The 20,643-nt window shown below is 44.1% G+C and carries 12 protein-coding genes and 1 riboswitch; of the genes, 4 read left to right on the forward strand and 8 right to left on the reverse strand.

The genetic code is table 11. The features are described from left to right. Positions 1-6: 6 nt before the first annotated feature. The 3 genes from B3P16_RS07810 (at position 7) to B3P16_RS07820 (ending at position 5,807) form a co-directional block, all read left to right on the forward strand. On the forward strand, positions 7-1,152 hold the full coding sequence (locus tag B3P16_RS07810) for an efflux RND transporter periplasmic adaptor subunit (RefSeq protein ID WP_286842254.1): 1,146 nt from the start codon (positions 7-9) through the stop codon (positions 1,150-1,152). A gap of 35 nt (positions 1,153-1,187) precedes the next feature. Then, positions 1,188-4,286 (forward strand): efflux RND transporter permease subunit, encoded by a 3,099-nt coding sequence (locus B3P16_RS07815; protein WP_286842255.1) that lies wholly within the window; start codon positions 1,188-1,190, stop codon positions 4,284-4,286. 204 nt (positions 4,287-4,490) lie between these two features. After that, a complete protein-coding gene (locus B3P16_RS07820; RefSeq protein ID WP_286842257.1) occupies positions 4,491-5,807 on the forward strand; it encodes a TolC family protein in 1,317 nt (438 codons plus the stop codon). On the opposite strand, the gene B3P16_RS07825 is transcribed toward B3P16_RS07820, so the two are convergent. The 4 genes from B3P16_RS07825 to B3P16_RS07840 form a co-directional block, all read right to left on the reverse strand. Next, positions 5,804-7,381 (reverse strand): hypothetical protein, encoded by a 1,578-nt coding sequence (locus tag B3P16_RS07825; protein ID WP_286842258.1) that lies wholly within the window; start codon positions 7,379-7,381, stop codon positions 5,804-5,806. The genes B3P16_RS07820 and B3P16_RS07825 overlap by 4 nt on opposite strands. Next, positions 7,381-8,442 (reverse strand): HlyD family secretion protein, encoded by a 1,062-nt coding sequence (locus B3P16_RS07830; RefSeq protein WP_286842259.1) that lies wholly within the window; start codon positions 8,440-8,442, stop codon positions 7,381-7,383. The genes B3P16_RS07825 and B3P16_RS07830 overlap by 1 nt, the downstream gene beginning before the upstream one ends. Next, positions 8,442-9,719 (reverse strand): TolC family protein, encoded by a 1,278-nt coding sequence (locus B3P16_RS07835; protein ID WP_286842261.1) that lies wholly within the window; start codon positions 9,717-9,719, stop codon positions 8,442-8,444. Before B3P16_RS07835 ends, B3P16_RS07830 begins: the two co-directional genes overlap by 1 nt. Before the next feature lie 264 nt (positions 9,720-9,983). After that, positions 9,984-10,754 carry a DUF3050 domain-containing protein gene (locus tag B3P16_RS07840; RefSeq protein WP_046675017.1) on the reverse strand — a complete coding sequence of 257 codons (771 nt, stop codon included), beginning with the start codon at positions 10,752-10,754 and terminating at the stop codon, positions 9,984-9,986. A gap of 210 nt (positions 10,755-10,964) precedes the next feature. After that, a riboswitch (SAM-I-IV-variant riboswitch) is annotated at positions 10,965-11,058 on the forward strand. A 66-nt stretch (positions 11,059-11,124) separates the two neighbouring features. Between B3P16_RS07840 and B3P16_RS07845 the strand changes: the two genes are divergently transcribed. After that, positions 11,125-11,388 carry a hypothetical protein gene (locus tag B3P16_RS07845; RefSeq protein ID WP_046675016.1) on the forward strand — a complete coding sequence of 88 codons (264 nt, stop codon included), beginning with the start codon at positions 11,125-11,127 and terminating at the stop codon, positions 11,386-11,388. Between the two features lie 100 nt (positions 11,389-11,488). Here the strand turns inward: B3P16_RS07845 and B3P16_RS07850 are convergent, their stop codons facing one another. The 4 genes from B3P16_RS07850 to B3P16_RS07865 form a co-directional block, all read right to left on the reverse strand. After that, positions 11,489-13,006 (reverse strand): RagB/SusD family nutrient uptake outer membrane protein, encoded by a 1,518-nt coding sequence (locus tag B3P16_RS07850; protein WP_286842264.1) that lies wholly within the window; start codon positions 13,004-13,006, stop codon positions 11,489-11,491. A gap of 5 nt (positions 13,007-13,011) precedes the next feature. After that, the gene (locus tag B3P16_RS07855) at positions 13,012-16,182 is read right to left on the reverse strand and encodes a SusC/RagA family TonB-linked outer membrane protein (protein ID WP_286842266.1); all 3,171 of its coding nucleotides are present in this window, start codon (positions 16,180-16,182) and stop codon (positions 13,012-13,014) included. Between the two features lie 177 nt (positions 16,183-16,359). Further along, positions 16,360-18,342: a sialate O-acetylesterase gene (locus B3P16_RS07860; protein ID WP_286842267.1), complete on the reverse strand. Its 1,983-nt coding sequence runs from the start codon at positions 18,340-18,342 to the stop codon at positions 16,360-16,362. A 98-nt stretch (positions 18,343-18,440) separates the two neighbouring features. Continuing rightward, positions 18,441-20,639 carry an alpha-galactosidase gene (locus B3P16_RS07865; protein WP_286842268.1) on the reverse strand — a complete coding sequence of 733 codons (2,199 nt, stop codon included), beginning with the start codon at positions 20,637-20,639 and terminating at the stop codon, positions 18,441-18,443. Positions 20,640-20,643: the final 4 nt, after the last annotated feature.

Raw genomic sequence — 20,643 nt, forward strand, 5'->3', positions numbered from 1 at the left:
TGCGGTATGATTAACCGTACAATCAACTATTCGACCCAATCCTTGAAGTACATGAATTGGATCCCTGTTCTGCTGTTGCTGCATGCGTGCAACAGCCAGTCTTCCGAAGGTCCCAGCCAATCGCCGACCATCAGCACAGCTGGAGATACCGTGACCGTCAGTGAAAATACGTCCCTGTTATCGAAGCTCAAATTTGTTACGGCGACCAATGCCCAACATGCGCTGAAACTAAATGCAGCTGCTACAGTGAAGATTATTCCCAGCAGCTATGTGGAGATTCCCGTACCTTTTGCTGGACGGATAATCAAGTCGCATACGAATCTTGGTCAAAAAGTAGCCATCAACACGCCTTTATTTTCAATTAGTTCATCCGACTATTTTGAGGCGCAAAGGGCCTATCTCGATGCCAAACAAGCCTATATGCTTGCTGAACATATGTTAAAGCGCCAAAAAGATTTAATCACGCATGGTGTTGGCACCAAAAAAGAACTCGAAGAAGCGGAAACAAATTTTGCAATGAGCGACGCTGCCCTTGGAAATGCCAGGGCTGCATTAAAAATATTCGACAGCAACCTGACCAATATTGTTCTCGGCCAGCCTCTCCTCGTCCGTTCACCTATTCAAGGGGAAATTTTAAGTAGTTCAATTGTCCTTGGTCAATACACGAAAGAAGACGCTCCAGCATTGCTCCGCATTGCTGAATTGTCAAAGGTCTGGGTATCGGCCTACATCAAAGAAAAAGACCTGCCGGCCATCAATCAACTTGCGCATGTTGACGTTCGTACAGATGCTATCCCCGATAAAAAAATACATGGGAAAATTATTCATATCAATCAATTTGTCGACGAATCAAGCCGAAATATTGAAGTCCTCATTGCATGCGAAAATACCGACCGTACATTAAAACCAGGGATGTATGTCAATGCCGAATTCGAACAGCGTATGACTTCGACACTTTTTATTCCGGCAAAATCTGTATTTCAATTTAACGATAAGAGTTTTGTTTGGGTCAAAACGTCCTCCAATACCTTCGTCAAGCGCTATGTCACTACTGGGGTAACAGAAGGTGATGCAATCCAGATTTTAACCGGCCTGCTTCCGCAGGAACAGATTGTTGGTGAAGGTGCCTTTTATTTAACACCCAGCTTGTAATGGGCTCAGGCTTTCAACTTTTAAAATAGAAACACATGAATATTAAACAATTGATTGGCCATATCATTGCAAAGAGATGGGTGATCGCCGCATCCTTTCTATTGATCGGCTTTTTCGGTTACTATGCCTGGCGACAACTTTCGGTTGAAGCCTATCCCGATATAGCTGATGTATCGTCACAGATCGTAACCCAGGTACCGGGCTTGGCTGCCGAAGAAATGGAACAACAGATCACCATCCCCATCGAGCAAGCCATCAATGGTTTGCCTGGAATGGAAGTGATGCGCAGTAAAACGACTTTTGGCTTATCCATGGTCACGATTGTCTTCAAAGATGGTGTTGAAGATTATTGGGCAAGAGCCCGCATACAGGAGCGTCTTGCTGATTTAGCCCTTCCTTATGGTGCCAGTCCTGGATTGGACCCCCTGACTTCACCTACAGGTGAGATCTTCCGTTATATTCTTGAAAGTAAAACCCACGATTTACGACAGTTGACGGATCTCCAAAATTTTGTCATTATTCCCAAAATTAAACAAGTTTCGGGCGTTGCTGATGTAACCAATTTTGGTGGAATTACCACACAGTTCCAGGTGGAACTGGATCCTAAAAAGCTTGATCAATACGAAATTTCGCTTGCCGAAGTTGTCGCCAAGATCGAAAGCAATAATGCCAATGCCGGCGGCAGTGTGATGAACCGTGGGGATCAGTCGTACGTCATCCGTGGCATCGGTCTGGTCAAGACATTGGATGATTTGGGCAACATCGTCGTAAAATCCACCGACGGAAATCGCATATATATGCGTGACCTCGGTCAGATCAAACTTGGAAATCTAGCCCGCAAAGGTGCCCTAGGATACTCGGATAAACGTGGGGCCAATTACTCGGATAACATCGAAGGGATTGTCCTGCTATTAAAAAATGAGAATCCTTCTGCTGTTTTGGCGGGTGTAAATGCAACGGTCCGCGAACTAAACGACAACATTCTTCCTGAGGGTGTAAAAATACATGTTGTGCTTGATAGAACAAGCTTAGTTGACAACACACTACATACTGTTTCCAAAACCCTCCTGGAAGGCATGATGCTGGTTATTTTTGTCCTCATTATTTTTCTAGGCAGCTGGCGTGGCGCACTCCTGGTGGCCATCACAATTCCATTGTCCCTGCTGATTGCCTTTATTCTGATGCATTTCACCCATATTCCCGCCAATTTGCTTTCCTTAGGGGCAATTGATTTTGGGATTATCGTGGATGGCGCTATCGTTATACTCGAAACCATTCTTAAAAAAAGGGAGGATGAACCGGAAGGTCTCCTGCAGGAAAAAACCGTCGCACAGAAAATTGCTGAAGTTGCCAAACCTATATTCTTTGCGACGCTGATTATTATTACAGCCTACCTTCCTTTATTTGCATTTGAACGTGTCGAGAAGAAACTTTTTACGCCGATGGCCTATACCGTAGGCTATGCCCTCTTCGGTGCCTTGGCTGTCGCTCTTGTACTTATACCCGGGTTGGCCTATTTGATCTATCGCAAACCCCAAAAAATCTTTCACAACAAATGGTTGGCAAAATTGACTGCTGCTTATCAATCCGCGATAGAAAAGGTGATGCGAGCTCCCAAACGAGTTTTTATTCCATTGGTCATCGTATTACTGGCCACAGGTTTGCTCACCGCCTCCGTTGGCAAGGACTTTCTTCCCACATTGGATGAAGGTTCAATCTGGCTTCAGGTTTCGCTGCCCCCCGGCATCACGGTTGAAAAGTCCAAAGAAATGAGTGATACCCTACGTGCTCGCACACTTCAATACGAAGAGATCTCCTATGTCATGGTTCAGGCGGGACGTAATGACGATGGTACCGATGCCTGGACTCCCTCTCATTTCGAAGTTAGTGTGGGATTAAAACCCTACACAACATGGAAGTGGGGCAAAACCAAGGAAGACCTGATCAATGAACTCGCTGCAACATATGCGAAAATGCCCGGATTCAATGTTGCTTTTTCCCAACCCATGATCGACGGTGTCATGGACAAAATCGCTGGCGCCCATAGTGAGCTCGTTGTCAAAATATTCGGTGATGATTTAAGAGAAAACCGCAGGGTCGCCGAGGAACTTATCACGACGCTCCAACACGTGAAGGGAGCCGTCGATCTGGCCATTGATCAGGAGCCACCACTCCCCCAGTTGCAGATTATCGCCGATCGCGATAAAATAGCACAATACGGATTGAACATTGCTGACGTGACCGACCTAATTCAGATTGCTATCGGCGGAAAAGCCGTTGCCCAGGTCTATCAAGGAATCAAAGTGTATGATATTACCTGTCAATATCCGGAGGAAAACAGGAATTCGCCCGAAAAAATTGGCAACTTAATGCTGTATCCCGAAAATGGAAACCGTATCCCACTAGCTCAGGTGGCAACCATTAAACTTAATACGGGAGAAAGTATGATTTCGCGCGAGCGCAACAATCGCCAATTGACGGTTCGTTTAAATGTCCGTGGTCGGGATCTAGGGACATTCCTCACCGAAGCACAGCAGGCCATTGCCAAGAATATATCCTATGACCCACATAAAATCAGGTTAAAATGGGGCGGACAATTTGAAAATCAGCAGCGCGCTTACAGCCGGCTTGCCATTATCGTCCCATTGACATTGGCCATTATATTTATCTTGTTGTACGGCACATTTGGTTCATTTAGACAGGCAGGTCTTTTAATGGGCATCGTACCTTTGGCACTTTTTGGCGGAATGCTCGCGCTCCATGTTCGTGGCATGACGCTCAACGTGTCGTCGGCAGTCGGTTTTATTGCCTTATTCGGTGTCGCCATACAAAACGGTGTCTTGATGCTTTCACAGATGAATGTATTACGCAAAAATGGATTATCCCTACATAAAGCTGTAACACAAGGCGCTTTTAGTCGTTTTCGTCCCGTTTTGATGACCGCCACAGTGGCCATACTTGGTTTGCTTCCGGCTTCGCTGGCAACAGGGATCGGATCGGATGTACAGCGCCCTTTGGCAACAGTAATTGTCTACGGTCTGCTATTTTCGACCATTCTTACCCTATTTGTGCTTCCCCCGCTCTATTATCTTTTAGAACGTAACAGCACCACACAAAAAAAACCAGTAGAATAAATACAAATTCAACCATTCGAAACAACAGAAAGCAAGCTGTTTCGAATGGATTCAACCTGAACATTAAAAAGGTTTCAGCCAACCCTATACAGCAATCACATCCGCTGAGGGTTCGATCGGGCTACTTATTTCATGTGTCAAGGAGCGCCCTCGTACTTTAATAAAAGAATCATTAAAACAGAACATTCAAACACGTCGATGATCATGAACAAGCAACATATTTTAACAAAGAAAAGCTTTACCTTTTTTCTTTTTATACTCGCGCTATACCATACAGCAATCGCTCAGGATAGGAATAGCAGCGTGTCAGAAGTGACAGGGCAGCAACTCGACTATTCAAAATTCATCCATACAGTCGCTAAAAATAATCTGGGCTACGCCGCCGAAAAATTCAACCTCAGCATTGCTGAAGCCAATATCATTAGCGCCAGGGTATTTCCAGATCCTGAATTTAATATGGGTATTTTTGATAATAGTGAACGTACAAAGCAACTTGGCCGGGGCTATAATGCGGGAATTGCATTGACACTGGAGCTGGGGGCTAAACGAAAAGCACGGATAAACCTGGCCAAAGATGAAGCCGAAGTAACCCGTTTACTGCTCGCAGACTATTTCCGAAATTTACGTGCCGACGCTACACTTGCATTTTTAACAGCAAAGCAGCAGGCATTCCTGCTGAAAATAAACCAAAATTCCTATCAGCAACTTAGGCAATTGGCCATATCGGATAGTATTCGGTATCAATTGGGGAGCATCCCTGAAATTAATTTCCGTCAATCTAAACTGGAAGCCGCCAATATGCACAATACGTTGCTGGCAACAGAAGCTACCTGGAAATCCGCCCTTGCAAACCTCTCCTTGTTTATGGCAGATAGCTCCGTCACGACAACGGTATTATCCCTGGATGCTTTCAACCATTTGGACCGTACCTACCACTTAGATGAACTGGTTAGAGTAGCCCAAAATGACCGCAGCGATCTAAAAGTTGCCCTGCAAAATAAACAGCTTTCAAAACGCCTGCTCCAATTGGCCCAAGCCAATCGGATAATAGATCTCGGGCTTTCAGTCGGCGTCACCTATAATGGTGAAGCGCGAAATGAAACCGCCCCAACGCCCCAGTTTACAGCTGTAAATGCAGGCATCTCCATTCCGCTCAAGTTCTCGAATTTTAACACAGGTGATCTGAAAGCTGCAAAATTTAAGATCGATCAAGATGAGATTGCCTATCAGGAAGTCCTCCTACGCATTCAAATCGAAGTTACGCAAGCGTTCCTCTCCTACCAGGCCGCTCAAAAACAGGTACAGCTATTTGACAGCGCTATGCTATCGGAAGCAAAGGCAATTTTAGCAGGAAAGGTTTACAGCTATAAAAGAGGCGATACATCCCTACTGGAAGTTTTAAATGCCCAACGGACCTACAATGAAACCCAGCTTAGCTATTATGAAGCCCGTTACAACTATGCGATCGCCTTGGTCGAACTCCAACGTACAGCTGGAATATGGGATATTCAGGAGATCTAAGCTGGAGAAATTCTGTTTTTTCCTAGTTTCTTATACATGCTTTTCAAGGAAGGCGAGATCAGTATCAGCAAAAGTATGCTGATACTGATCATGGACATGATTTCATAATAATCCATGGCATAACGCACAAAAGATTGGATCTTGATCCGCTCAGCAACGAGCTTTAAAGCCGCCGTATGTTCCTTATACTGCAGTCCATGCTGCAAAATGCTGACAGATTCCTGCTGCAGGTACTCCCGAAATAAGGGATTGCCCACTTCCGTTCGATCCCTAAACACCTGCTGGTGCTGGGCATGTTCAAACAACTTGAAAAAATTCTGTAAACCGATACTACTCGTGTAACCCAAGTACCGGATAGCGAGACAGATCGCTGCTGCTGAAGCGCCCAATTGAGGGCTAACACTCGTAATGCAAAATAAGATGGTCGGTACCATAATAAGCCCAACTCCGAGTCCATGTAAAACTAATGGTATCCAAAAATGCGCATCATTACCCTGCCCCTCAAAGGAGAAAAACATCCATTGGTGAAACAGCAGCAAGCAACAGAAGCCCAGAATCCAAATCCATTTTACGGGACGTTGCCCAAGCATCCAATACAATGAGCCCAGTACACCGGCGACAATACCAGCAATATTAAACCATTGGATATAGGACAAATGAATGGGATCAAGTTGAATTACCTGTTCGAGATATTGATTTGAGATGGTCAGGGAGAAGCGCTCGATATACATCATATACAAAATCAACAGTCCCAAGAGAAAATTTCTGTTTTTAAAAATCGCCAAATGCACATAAACACGTTTGAGAACCATTTGCCGAACAATAAAAAGAGTAAGCAGCGTCATCCCCAGCGCAAATACAATAAGTAGCTGCTGATCGTTAAACCAATACACTTCCTGTCCATACACCATTAGATAGCCAAAACTGACGATCACAAGGCTATAGAAAATACAGCTAGCCCAGTCTAATGAAAATAAGGGGTAAGGACGTATATGCCGTATGGAGCGCATCGTTAGCATAATGAGCAATAAACCCGGTACAAATGATAATGCAGCGTATAGATAGAGCTGATCAAAATTGAATGAATCGATAAATTCAGCCGTAACAAACGTATTAAAAGGCGAGCTACATAATAGTAAGCCGAAAAAGACAGCGTAACTCACTTCCTTGGCCCGATCACTTTTCAACCTGGAAAATATCATGGAGATCGATAAGTTTACGGCAGAAGCAAACAACATCCCTTGAAAAAAACGCAGCCCGTATACCCAGCTAATATCCCTGATACTGTACATCAAAAAGCAATTCAATAGCTGTAGCAGATGAAAGATAATATAATATTGCTTAATGGGAAAGTATAAAAAAAAGCGTCGTTCCAACACGTAGAATCCAACAAAACCTGCATAAAACAAAATGATCAGAAACTGGATGTCACTGGGTTGCGCCCCATAAAATCCAGCAGTGACATTTGTATTGGCTCCCGGCAGGAAAAATAAGACCATGCTAGGCATTAGACTACTAAACAGGATAAGCTTGATCAACCACTCCGGCACCCACTCCTTAAAAATACCTTTCACTATGGCTGTTTTTTTGATACCGAGACATTTACATTCATTCCCGAAAGAAGCTGTTGAGCTCCCCTTTGCTTATCCAGCTCAATGCGAACAGGTACGCGTTGTACAATCTTCACAAAGTTGCCCGTTGCATTATCTGGCGGTAAAAGGGAGAAAGCTGATCCTGTAGCCGGGGAGATGGAAATAATTTTGCCATAAAATTTCTGATCCGGATAGGCATCCGCCACTACCTCCACCCTATTGCCAAGATGCAAATAGCGCAGCTGTGTCTCCTTAAAATTAGCCGTCACCCAGGTTGGGGTTTCTCTATTGACGATAAAGCCCAAAACTTCACCAGCACTTATCATTTGACCTTTTTCAATGGTGCGTTTGCCAATCTGCCCATCGTAGGGTGCGCGAATAACGGTATACCCAACATCAAGCCGCTTGCGGCCAACAGCTGCAGTCAAACGAACGCGCTCGGCATCAACGACACCTTTTTTCATGTCCACATCGTGCACCCTTTCCTGTGAAGCCTGCAATTTATGTTTTAACGAAGCCAGTTCACTCTTGTAGACATCCAAAGTCGCTTTTACATCCTCCAGCTGCTGTGCTGTTGCAGACTTTTCTTGAAACAGGTAATTGTATCGATCATACTCCAATTGTTGTTTCGTTACACGTGCCTCGCCAGCAGCAATGGATGTCCGCAAAGATTCATGCTCTGCCTGGAGGATTTCTTTTTGACTATGAAGAACATTGATCTCTGCTGCTTCCTTATTGACTGATGCAGCTACCTGATCCGCCTCATATTTATATTCCTTATTATCAATAAGCAATAGGGTATCACCTCGTTTAACCAATTGGTGATCGTGATAATGCACAGAAACCACATAACCTCCTACGCGGGAAACAATGGGATTGATGTACTGTGTTACTTGCGCATCATTGGTGTAGGTATACCGCGCGCGCATCCATAAGGTGTTAGCGCCCCATAACAATAATGCCAACAAGACAATTGCAGCCAACCAGTTGGTGATTCGAGTGAGTTGTGCTTCCACAACTGATCTGCGTGATTTAGGTTTCATTAGATAGTACCCTTTAAAAATTCGATAAAATAATAATGTTTCTGTAGCGCAATATGTGCGGTTTCAAGATCAAAAAGTGTTTTTAAGTATTGCATATCCGCATCTAGAAGATCTGTAATCAGCGCCGATGATTTAAAATACCTGTTCTTTATAATCCGTGCATTTTCCAGTGCCAGTGCCTTATTGTTTTGGCAGACGTCCTGCTGTTTGATCGCCAATTGATAATCCAAGAGCGCCTGTAACAACTGATTTTCCAGAATTTCCTCCTCATGATGGTGTTTCACCTGTTGCCGGTCTAAGGCTATTTGTGCTCCGCGCACCACATTCCTATTGAGATAAATAGCTGATATTGGTATGTTTAATTTAAGCCCTGTAATACTCAGATTATACCAGCTGGGGTTATAGGGATAAAGGAAAACCTGGGGATTGGCAAAAGTAAATGTGCTGGTCAACCCCAATTCAGGAAGATAATTTGATCGGGCCTGTTTGACTGATAATTTCTTCAAAACAACTTCCTGTTCGGATTTTTGGAGGGAAAAAGCATGGCTTCGCGCTTCGGCAACAAGCGTTTCATAACTGGGGCTTTCCACTTTAAAAGGCTCGCTCAAGGGGATAATCTCCGCTGTAATGCCTCCAATAAGCTGTAGTTTCTGATTTGCAGCCTGAATATCATGACCGATCTGAACGAGCAACAGTTCCCGTTTCGAAAGTTCTAACGAAATACGCAAAACGTCACTGTGCAAGACAACACCCGCCGTATACAGATGTTCAATCTCCTGGAGTTGTACCCGTTGATCAGCAATATCCTGCTCGATTAGAGATTTATTACTATACGACAGTTCCAAATCCAAAAAAAGATTGCAAACCTCCAATTTCGTCTGCGCCGCCGCATTCTTCCAATCGATCCGGGCCAGCTCATTTTCCAATTTTTTGGACTCAATTTTCATCAGATCGCGATGCCCATTGTAGAGATTCAGATAAAAATCCAAACCGCTATCGTACAAGTAGTGAATGATATCATGCTGGGAGGGTTTATTTAAAAGGCCTTGATCATAAACAGGCATATTACTCGCATAACTGGCAGAAGCTCTGGCGGAGATTTTGGGCAGCAGTTCCATGCGTTGCTGCTGGACTGCCACCTCACTTTCTTTGAGCTGCAAATAGGACTGCTCGACGTATTTACTGTTCTGGAGTGCTTTGTCGATCATGTCTTTCAGGGACATACGCAAAGAATCGAGGGCGAAGGTGTCCGAAATAGTGAATACTAACAATCCCATAGTTAGTATTCCTTTTGCCCAATGGGGAGGAAAAAAGTTCACGTGTGCTCTATTATTTTTTTGCGTTGCAAACTTAGACACTTATTACAACTTGGATTTCTTCACAAACGCCAATATGTTATGGAAAAAAGACATTTTTTCATCAATTCAAGCAAAAAGACCAATATCTGCCAAATAGGGTTTGCGCTACTCTTTTTACAGCCTATAAAAAAGGCCTCTCAAATCAACATTTGAGAGGCCTTTCGGGGATGGTATAAAACCAGATTATCCGTATAAAGAATCTTCTATTGCATTCCACAATTGTATTCTTTTTTGTAGCGCGATTTTACTGATCTCCTTCATTTCTGCCCATTTAACGTCATCGTCCTTCGCAAGATCTGTGATCATCTGCATGGCCAAAGGTCCATGCTCGTCGCCGTCCAGATCAATATGACGCTGGAAATAATAAATAAAGCTATCCAAATTGGCTGTAGGGAAATTTGTTTTAATTTCTTCCAAGATAGAGGTAAACATTCCCGGAATAAGATCTTCACGCCCGAACGTAAAGGCGGCAGCAATTTTATGCACCTCACCTTCAGCAATCACTTCAAATGTAAAATTCAAAAAGTCTTTGATCCGCTTATCCAATGTTGTCGTCGCGATGACATCGAATATGTCGCTCGATTTTTTGGCATGACCGATAAATTTATTGACCAGATGAAGATCGGCACCCATGGCATCCATGGCGTCCAGATACATTTCAAAATGGCTCAAACGGCGGCCATCAATGTATTCGTCCGACTCCTCTGCCAATACAATTTCGTTGATCAGATAGCGTGTTGATGGATGCTCGCTCGCAAACCAGGGTAAAGTCGTACAGGTCAATTTAATCTGTAAAGCTTTTAGTAAAGACATAAAATCCCATACAGCGTAAACATGCCCTTCTGTAAAAGAACGTAGATTCTTGATCGTTTTGATCTTACGATACAAAGGGTGTTGCAATAATACCTCGCGTTCGGCAGCAATGTATTCATTAATTTCCGCAATTCTATTCATGGCGCAAAAGTATCGTCTTATCTTTATTTATTAAAGTATTTTAAATGAGATTACAGTAGCATGATAAATTGACCGTCCAGCTATCCGCTTCATAACCAAATCAAAAACAACAACCTGCCCCCACTTTGACCTCCCTTGTACTGATTTTAACGCTCATTTACCCTTAAAAACAAAAATATTTTTTATAATAAAAAATACTCTACTATATTTATAGAGTATTCAGAATTGCATGATGCAATACCAACCGAGTGCAGGCACCGCGGTGGTAAATTAATACGGGTTTCGACCAAAATAAACGTTGCAGAACGATTATTTTCCCACAAAGATCTGGATACAGTTTATGGTTTAATCCTTTAAATTTTTAAATTGTATGGCTACTACAACAAATCTTTACCAACACTTACTGGAAAAATTCAGTTATTATTCAACGGATGAACTCATACAGCTTAACAATGACACCATCTTAGGACAAGGCTGGGGATCATCAAAAGCTACCTTTAGAACAGCTTTGATCAGTACGTTCTCCAAAAGAGGACTCGATCTTTCCAACATCGTTTCTAAGGAAGACGGTTTTACCTCGGTGAAGCATGTCCCTGTACGCTTGGAACAGAATGTGTTGATCCCTTTACAGTAATCGTTATCACCGCCAAAAATAGCGCGCATCGAAAAGATTTCGTGCGCGCTGCTGTGATTGGTTTAGGAAATTGCCGATCAGAAGAAGGCAAAAAGTCTTGTTATTTATAGTTTGGATTCTGAATCAGTATCCCTGCGCTTTTCTCAATTTCTGTTTGTGGTAATGGCCAGCGATAGAATTTATCTTCGAAATGATAGGGCACTTTACTGTCTTTGACAGCATTGAGTACTTCACCCGCAATATGCCAACGAATCAGGTCGTAATGCCGTAGTCCTTCAAAAGCAAGTTCGACTCTTCTTTCGTGGCGGATACGGTCGCGCATTTTTTCCTTGGTATAACCGGCAGGGAACCCAGGCATCTGAACCCGACTCCGCAAAGTATTCATGGCATCATAAACCGATTGATCTGGCCCGGCTATTTCATTTTGTGCTTCGGCATACATCAATAACACCTCGCCAAACCGCAGTATAACCGCATCCTGTTGGCTCAATGTTGAAAAACCAAAAGGTAGGTTGGCCGGATCCAAAAATTTCAACACCCCATAACCTGTAGGCCGCGGATTGGACGGTGTATGGATCTTACCGCCGCCAAAATCAGGATGGTCCACAAAAATTGTTTTGCTCAGGCGCGGATCCCTATCTTTGAACGGGTTGGTTCGGTCGGTCAACGGTGATTCACCAAAAGGCAAACCATCTTTGCATTCATAGGTATCCACCAGGTTTTGTAAAGGCGAAGCAGCAATCCAATCGCCTAGGTACATGTCCCAAGGGGTAGTATTATTCGGTGCCAGAAAATTGACCGAAAAGATAATCTCGGTATTATTCTTTTGTGTCGCATCGCGAAAGACATTTTCAAAAGCCGTACTCAGGGTATACTCTTTCATGATATCGGTACATAAGTCTTTTACCTCTTTCAAAATTGCTAAATCGGGCACTCCTTTGTCACCATAAGCCGCAAACAATAAAACCCGTGCTTTCAAGGCTTTTGCTGAACTGGCGGCCGCATGCCCCCCATTATTGAAATAAGGTTTAGGCGCTAAGTTGGCGATCCCAAAATCCAGATCAGCTCGAATCTGTTTTAGTATATTCTCTGCACTTTCCTTTGGCTGACGCTGATTCTCCAGATTGAGGGGAGTCAGCACAAGCGGCACCTCACCATAGATACTGTACAATTGGAAATAAACGAAAGCACGGATAAAGCGGGCTTCAGCTTCCATTTTCTTTTTCTCTGCATCGTTTATGTCTGCCCCTGCATAGCTTTGTAATTTCTCGATCAAACGATTTGCTCTGCCTATCGCTACGTATGCATCATTATAGATACCGGTTTCGTAGCCACCTGTTGTTGGATTTAAATTGCCGCCAACGATTTCGTTGACGCTACCTGAATTGAACTGATTATAGCCATTGTCGGTCAGACAGTCCCGAAAAGGCATCCCATAAGAGAACGTCTCACTCTGCAACGAAGCGTAAACACCGGCCAAGGCATTATCAAAATCCGATTTTTTGCTAAAATAGTTGTCCGAAGCAATCTGATCCAAAGGATTGAGGTCCAAGGCACTGTTACAGGAACCCAAAAATAGTCCGGATAATAGCAACGCTGTTATAAATTTCTTTTTCATAGCACTTAAAAATTAACTTGTACACCAAATGAATAAATCTTGTTTTGCGGATATTGCACGAGGTCACCATTTCCATAGCGCTCAGGATCCAGGCCCTTAAATTTGGTTGCAGTCACAAGGTTATCACCCGAAAAATAAACCCGTAGGCGGTCAATTTTATATTTTTTCAATAGCCCATCAGGTAAAGTGTATCCTAATACAAGGTTTTTCAACCTGAAGTAGGAAGCATCCTGTATAAAATAGCTGGAAGCTCGACTGAATTTCTCCGGAGCGCTCCAACCCCAATAAATACGGGGCATCGTAGTCGAAGGATTTTCAGGTGTCCAACGGTCTAACCAATCTTTTGTCGGTGGGCTACCCTGTACAAAAGGAGTTACACCCCAGCCCGAAACATAAGATTTGACACCATATACCCCTTGTAATAGGGCCGAAAAGTCAAAGCCCTTAAAACTTGCACTTAGATTAAAACTATAGTTCAACTTTGGATCTACACCCGTAATAATTGTTCTGTCGTTCGCATCTATTTTTCCATCCCCATTGACATCCCGGTACTTGAGATCTCCTGGCAATGTATTGTCATTAAACTGCTTAGGCGAACTAGCGACTTCTTGTTCCGATTGGAATATACCCATGACTTCGTAGGTATAAAAACTGTCCATCGCGTAGCCGTTTTTCTTGATTGTATAGCCCCCGATTTCCGGTTCGCCAAATTTCACCAGCTTGTTTTTGAAACGATCGAGGTTTGCACCTAGCTGATAGCGTAACCCTTCCAATGCTCCCGTAGTAATCTGATTACGATAAGTAATTCCCAATTCAAGACCTTTATTCTCGACAATTCCATCATTGACGTAAGGTGCTCCTAAACCAACGATTGCAGTAATCTGTGACTGCCTAAGGATATCAGTCGTTCTCTTTTTGTACCAGTCAAAGGTGATATCTAAATTTTTAAACAGACTTAAGTCCAACCCCACATCGGTCATCGTTGTTGTTTCCCATTTGATAATCGGGTTGTTTAATCCCTGTTGAGCAACACCGGAATTTAGCGTACTATTGTCAAAAGAGTAATTTCCGGTAAGTCCCAATACGGGTTGATACGGATAGTTACCGGTATTCTGATTTCCAAGTTGGCCCCAGGATCCACGGATCTTCAAATTATCCAGCCAACCCGAAGCAAATTCCTTGACAAACGATTCCTCAGATACACGCCAGCCGGCTGAGAAAGAAGGGAATGCTGCCCAACGGTTTTTACCGTAAAACTTGGAACTACCATCGTAACGCATATTGGCTTCTAAGAGGTATTTTCCTTGGTAATCATAGTTCAATCGGCCGAAATAAGAAATCAATGCCCATTGGTTGGCTGTTCCGTTTGCCCGTTGAATATCCGATCCACCGGCATTTAATTCCGTTAAGGTATCATCGACAAAATTCTGTCTGAAGCCCTGGAGGTAGGTATACTTACTTTTTTCAATACTATATCCGGCCTGCGCTTTGAGGTGGTGGGCCCCAAACGCACGATCGTAGTTCAGGTAAGTAAATAAATTGGTGTATATCGTTTGCTGATCCTGATCTGTAAGGCCCTTGCCAAGATCCAATGTTGTTCCCAGCGTACCCGTGTGGTAGTAATATTCATCCAAGGTCGATTTATAATCCTTGTACTTATCCATATTGAAGTTATAGGCACCTTTGGTGTACCAGGAAAGACCTTTAAACAGTTGTACTTCCATCCAGGCCTGCAAATTAGCCGCATAATCATCGGTATTGTAGGTGAATTTCCGATCCAATACGGCCATAGGATTTTTATTGTTGTACTCCCAGTCGTAAGCTTTGTACGTATATCGCCCGCTACCATCCGGCAAAAATGGGCCATAGGTTGGCGCCTGCGACATGGCCGACAGGAACAAGTCTTTGGATCCACCCGGAATAGATTCAGTATGTCCTGTTTTGAGCAAGATATTTGTTCCGAATTTAATCCCGTCCGAGATTTTGGTCGTCAGATTGAGCCGGGCGGAATAACGGTCGTAGTTAAAACCTTTGATCATTCCATCCTGATTGACGTAGCCCAAACCAACATTAAAGGTTGTCTTCTCGTTTCCCCCTTGGATACCAAGATTATGCGTGTAGGTCGGTTTAGTTTGGAAAATAAGCCCCAACCAGTCCGTATTTGGATATTTTACAGGATCGTTGCTATTGCGATAGGCAGCGATCACATCGGCGGGATATAGGCCATCGTTGAGATTGGAATTCTTACGCGCTTCATTGTATAATTCCATATACTGCGCCGAATTAGTGATCAGATCAAACATTTTCGTAGGCTTATAGATACCCACATTACCGTCATACTGAACGGTTGTTTTCCCTGATTTCCCCTGTTTTGTGGTGATCAAAATAACACCATTTGCCGCGCGGGATCCATAAATCGCTGCAGATGCCGCATCCTTAAGTACACTGACATTTTCGATATCATTGGGATTGACATCCGAAAATTTGCCTTGTACACCGTCGATCAACACCAAAGGATCCGATCCGGCACCACTAAAAGTTCCCTTACCACGAATGCGGATGGATACACCTTCATTGCCTGGTTCTCCCGAGCCCTGGTTGATTTGTACGCCCGGTATTGCGCCCTGCAGCATGGAAGCTGTATTGACAACGGGCCGTTTGATCATATCTTTGCCGCTCACTGTAGCCACGGCACCTGTTAGGTTTACTTTCTTTTGCGTACCATAACCAACGACAACGACTTCCTCTAAACTTGAAGATGAGTTATTTAGCACAACATCCAATTGTTGGCCGTTGCCATTGAAAACGACCTCCCTTGTTTCAAAACCCACGGATGAAAACAGCAGGACGGCTCCGACATCGACGGACTTGAATTCATAGTCGCCCAACCCGTTTGTTTTTGTTTCTACAGCCGAATTTTTAACCTTTACTGTAACGCCTTCAATCGGTTTTCCATCGCTATCCTTTACCTTTCCTTTCACAGCATGCTGAAACATGCCTAATTTATTATATGCCGCATGCGGTGTGTTCTCCGGTAATCGGCCAGCTGTTGTCCATAACGATTTTGCAGACCCCGCAGTTGGTACCGCAATCGAAAGACAAAGTGCCATAATACTGACTTCTGGAACAAATGACACCCGTTTTTCGGGCCACTGTCTTGTCTTTTTTGTGTTCATTGTTTACTGTAGTTATGTATAAAATAGTTCTTGATTAATATTTTAGGGGCAAAGAGATCCCTTATCATGCAAAAAATTGCATAATCATAATTCGTTTAGACGCGATATTTTCTAATTACTTCTTACGTATAGGATAGGCTCTCCAATTATGGTTCATAAGGGGATGGTTTACATCGGTTATTTATCCCAGCTATCGGTACGGAACGGAGAAGCGGGTAATCCAGCATCGTTATAGAGTACCAAATCCGGGTTATCGGCCCATCCGTAACGCACCGCGACGGGTGACGGTACTTCTTTGGCAGATACGATCAACTTATTTCCGACCTGTTTGACTTCTGCAGGATAAAAGACCTGATCGGCACCAGCAATAGTAAAGCTAGCATTGCGTTTATCCGCTCCTTTCAGCACAAGCTTTTTGCCCATGGGATTAAAGCTAAGTTGCATTTCTGCAGCTTTTGTCGTCCAATGCGCGAGAACCGGGCCCGAATAAGGGATTTTTTTGCCATACAGCTGCGCTGTTGCGATCCAGCCAAGCCTTCTACCGACATCCTGCTTATTTTTGGGGTGAATATCCTGAGCATCGCCGATATCCGTTATAACAGCCATACCTGTATAAGGCAATTTGAGTGTTTGGCGCTGCGCTTCCCGTAATCTCGCCCATGAAGAAGGCTGCGGTGTTAAACTTTTCGCCTTAAAGTTGGCCAGTTGAACAAAATAAAAAGGCATCTTTTCATTGTTCCATTGCTTGCGCCAGTCCTGAATCAGTGCGGGCAGCAGATGCTGATAGGGAGCGTCTTTTGAATCCGCGTTACTTTCTCCCTGGTACCAAATGGCGCCTTTTATCTTAAAATCCACAAAAGGCTTCACCATGGCGTTGTAGAGCACAGTAGGCCTATTAGGGCCTTCCATGGCGTTAGGTTTTGTGGGCAGCTTCGCCAGATCATAACCCACTTTGCATTTCCAGTCTCCCACGAGAGATAGCTTTTCGCCATTTGGTCCTTCCAGTCGCGGCTGCTCTGTACCGCCATATATTCCGCCATCGCCGGCTCCGTCAAATACGCGAACAGCAATATGCAATAGGCTGCCATTGTTGGCTGTTGCAGGAACAGTATATTTCCGGATCTGATCGTAGCCGACAGTCTCGCCCACCTTTGTACCATTCACATAGGTGATGTCGTTGTCATCAATTGATCCCAAAATCAACTTAAGAGGTTTACCTTGCCAATGTGCCGGTAGTTCAACGTCTTTGCCAAAATAAACGACACCATCCATTCCCGGAAATAGATTACTGTCAAAAAAACTCGGAATTGTAATCGTAGACCAGCTGCTTTTATCCAATTGTGGTGCAAACCACTCGCCCTGCGTTGCTGTCTTCACCTGATCCTGCTGTTCGGCGACGCGATTCCATTCGGCCAGATCTTCCGCATAGATTTCCTGTGCATCCGGACGTTGAATTTTCTCAATGGCCGCCGTATAGGTTGAAAAAGGTGAAAGTGCCTCCCGGCTCATCCAGGCTTCAATGATTGTTCCGCCCCAGGAAGAGTGGATCAGCCCAATGGGAATGCCTGTTTTCTCGTAGATTTCCCGTGCAAAAAAATAGGCCGTAGCCGAAAACTCCGGAATACGTTCTGGTGTCACCGCATTCCATCCACCGGACTCCACCTTCACTGCTGTGGTAGGTTGATTGGCCGTAGCTTTTGGAATCTGCAAAATACGAATATTGGGAAAGTTGGCTGCTTTGATTTCCTGCTCAAAGTTATTGATCTTACCCCAGCCCGCTAGGGGCATTTCCATATTTGACTGTCCTGAACAAAACCAGACTTCACCGATCAAAATATTCTTTAGGATCAATTGATCACCATCGTTGATTGTAATTTGGTAGGGTCCACCGTATTTTGGCGTCTCCAGATAGACTTGCCAGCCTCCTTGCTGATCGACCTCAACCTGATAGCTCTTGTTGTTCCAGCTGGTATTTACGCTAAGCTCCTTGCCAACTGCGGTACTAGTTCCCCAGATCTTGACCTTTTCTTTCTGCTGTAGTACCATATTGTCGCCAATAAAAGCCGGCAGCTGTACTTTGGCCTGTAGGGCAGAAAATCCACTGGCAACGCTGAGTAGCAGGGCCAACAAAGTCCGTTTATACTGTTTAGGTTTTATCATGATTTTTGAGTTTGTTGCTCAATTGGGTTTATACATTTGGCGCATCCGAAGTCCAGACTGTTGAAGTCAGCGCTTCGGATATGCCACTCTTATTTTTTTTAAAGTGCCGATATTTTCAGTAAAACACTGGGACGGTTGCTACTCAGGTCAGGGTTTACCCCAACTTTCATCAGGTAGTCGCCCGAATAGGTTTGTCCCTGGCCTAAGCTCGACTTGGTTCCCGGATACAAGTTGATTTCCTCCACCCGATATTGCTTTTGGGCATCCAGTCCTTTTAGACGGACAGGATCGGTTGTTCCGATACCATAGCGGTTATTGACCAGGTAGTTGAAGACGACAGCTTCTGTTTTTTGGCTATTCACGTAGCTGAGGGCGGCAAAGTCACCTTCACTTGGATCGGCCAGACGATACTGCTCCCCGTGCCATATTGTTCCTTTAAGCGCGTCGTAATTCTTTACCGCCTGCTGGCAGAATAACAGATCCTGTTCTTTCAGGTGGCTCACCACAATATCAAAACCCAGTTTGCCCATCATGGCTACATCCGTGCGGAATTTGAGGGACTGTTTTCCCCAGTCAGTCACATGGTTTGAAGTGCTGATTGCCGGGAAAAAGTACGAATACTCGTACTGCATAAAAATACGCTCCAAAGGGTCTGTATTGTCCGAAGGCCAAAATTCGGTAAAGTACCGAAGTGCCGCATAGTCCACACGACCACCCCCGCCTGAACATAACATCATCGGCACTTTCGGATATTTCGAACGTATACGTTCAAGGACTTTATACAGTCCTTCCACATACGAGATATAGAATGCCCCCTGATCCTTTAAAAATGCAGAATGCGCATTGTAAATAACCGCATTGCAGTCCCATTTGATATATGCCAAAGATGGATTCTTGGTAAAAAGATCATCCAGTATATTAAAAACAAAATCCTGCACCTTGGGGTTTGTCAGATCCAGGATCAACTGATTGCGGAAGTAATGTTCTTCCCGCTGTGGCTGTTTGACAACCCAATCCGGATGTTGTTCATAGAGTTCGGATTTGGGGCTAACCATTTCAGGTTCTACCCAGATACCGAATTTAACCCCCTGCTTGGTTGCTTCTTCCACGAGTGTCGCGATACCATTGGGCAGTTTTGTCCGGTTTGGTTGCCAGTCTCCCAGACTGGAGTGATCGCTGTTACGCGGATATTTATTTCCAAACCAGCCGTCATCCAATAAAAATAGATCTACGCCTAATTTCTTGGTATCCTGGAGTAAACCTTTTAATTTTTGTTCATTAAAATCAAAGTAGGTCGCCTCCCAATTGTTGAGTAAAGTCAGGCGTTCGCCATTTCCATCCAGCAGCTGATATTTACGGGCCCAATTGTGCAGATTTCGGGAGGCGGTGCCTTTTCCCTTTGTCGATAAGGTATAAATCAACTTGGGTGTTGTAAACTCCTGGTTGCTGGCTAATTTTACATTGGAAGCATAGTTATTTATTCCGGCGATGATACGTAGGTTATTGAGGTAATCCACTTCAAAATCCACCTTAAAATTTCCACTATACCCCAGGCTTGCCATCAATACTGTTCCTTCATCTTCGGATGCAGCCTTACCCAGTGACACCATAAAGGAAGGTGGCTGGAATAAATTCGCCCGTGTTCCGAGCTTACTGTCCAGCACTTTAATGCCATGTGTTAACGGAGCCTCGTCCACCTGCATTTCTTTTGCCCAGTCGCCATGGTACTGCCGTAGCCAATACGCGTTGGAGCGCAGGGTGAGGTTGGCCGAAGCAAATTTTTCCAGCGTGACGACTTTCTTTTCCTTATTTTGGATGGTTGCCCACTGTTCAATGATGTCCTCATTCAAAAACGATTTGTAGTGTAAAACGACATAAATATCGTATACCGGATCTTTTAGGGTAATATCAAGCTGTTTGACATTCGCATCAACGTTTTTCACCGCATGCTTTTCATAGCGTAGGTCCAGGGAGCGGTTACCATCGGCATGAACGACACTGATGGCCGGTTCCAGTAGGTTTTTTGAACCTGAAGGGGTATAAGCTGCGTTGGAGAGGCCACTATAATCTGTCAATTGCCTATAACCGCTTGCAATGGTCGAGTACTCTTTTGAATCACTCAATTTTTCACCGTAATAGAGCATTTTCAGTGTTTTCGTGGAATCGTACTCCAACACGAGGGCATTCGATCTGGTTTCAATAGGAATCTGTTTGGACTGCGCCTGTGCCTCCAAATGGACAAGCCCCTGGGTCATCAAAAGCCCGAGTACAACATGTTTAAAATGATGGGTTGGCATATAT

It is taken from the genome of Sphingobacterium sp. UBA7631, assembly GCF_002483935.1.
In the GTDB taxonomy this organism is placed as follows: domain Bacteria; phylum Bacteroidota; class Bacteroidia; order Sphingobacteriales; family Sphingobacteriaceae; genus Sphingobacterium; species Sphingobacterium multivorum.

Coding starts and splice junctions, on each gene's coding strand:
- B3P16_RS07810 (WP_286842254.1), top strand. CDS start 7: ATGATTAACCGTACAATCAACTATTCGACCCAATCCTTGAAGTACATG.
- B3P16_RS07815 (WP_286842255.1), top strand. CDS start 1,188: ATGAATATTAAACAATTGATTGGCCATATCATTGCAAAGAGATGGGTG.
- B3P16_RS07820 (WP_286842257.1), top strand. CDS start 4,491: ATGAACAAGCAACATATTTTAACAAAGAAAAGCTTTACCTTTTTTCTT.
- B3P16_RS07830 (WP_286842259.1), bottom strand. CDS start 8,442: ATGAAACCTAAATCACGCAGATCAGTTGTGGAAGCACAACTCACTCGA.
- B3P16_RS07835 (WP_286842261.1), bottom strand. CDS start 9,719: ATGGGATTGTTAGTATTCACTATTTCGGACACCTTCGCCCTCGATTCT.
- B3P16_RS07840 (WP_046675017.1), bottom strand. CDS start 10,754: ATGAATAGAATTGCGGAAATTAATGAATACATTGCTGCCGAACGCGAG.
- B3P16_RS07845 (WP_046675016.1), top strand. CDS start 11,125: ATGGCTACTACAACAAATCTTTACCAACACTTACTGGAAAAATTCAGT.
- B3P16_RS07850 (WP_286842264.1), bottom strand. CDS start 13,006: ATGAAAAAGAAATTTATAACAGCGTTGCTATTATCCGGACTATTTTTG.
- B3P16_RS07855 (WP_286842266.1), bottom strand. CDS start 16,182: ATGAACACAAAAAAGACAAGACAGTGGCCCGAAAAACGGGTGTCATTT.
- B3P16_RS07860 (WP_286842267.1), bottom strand. CDS start 18,342: ATGATAAAACCTAAACAGTATAAACGGACTTTGTTGGCCCTGCTACTC.
- B3P16_RS07865 (WP_286842268.1), bottom strand. CDS start 20,639: ATGCCAACCCATCATTTTAAACATGTTGTACTCGGGCTTTTGATGACC.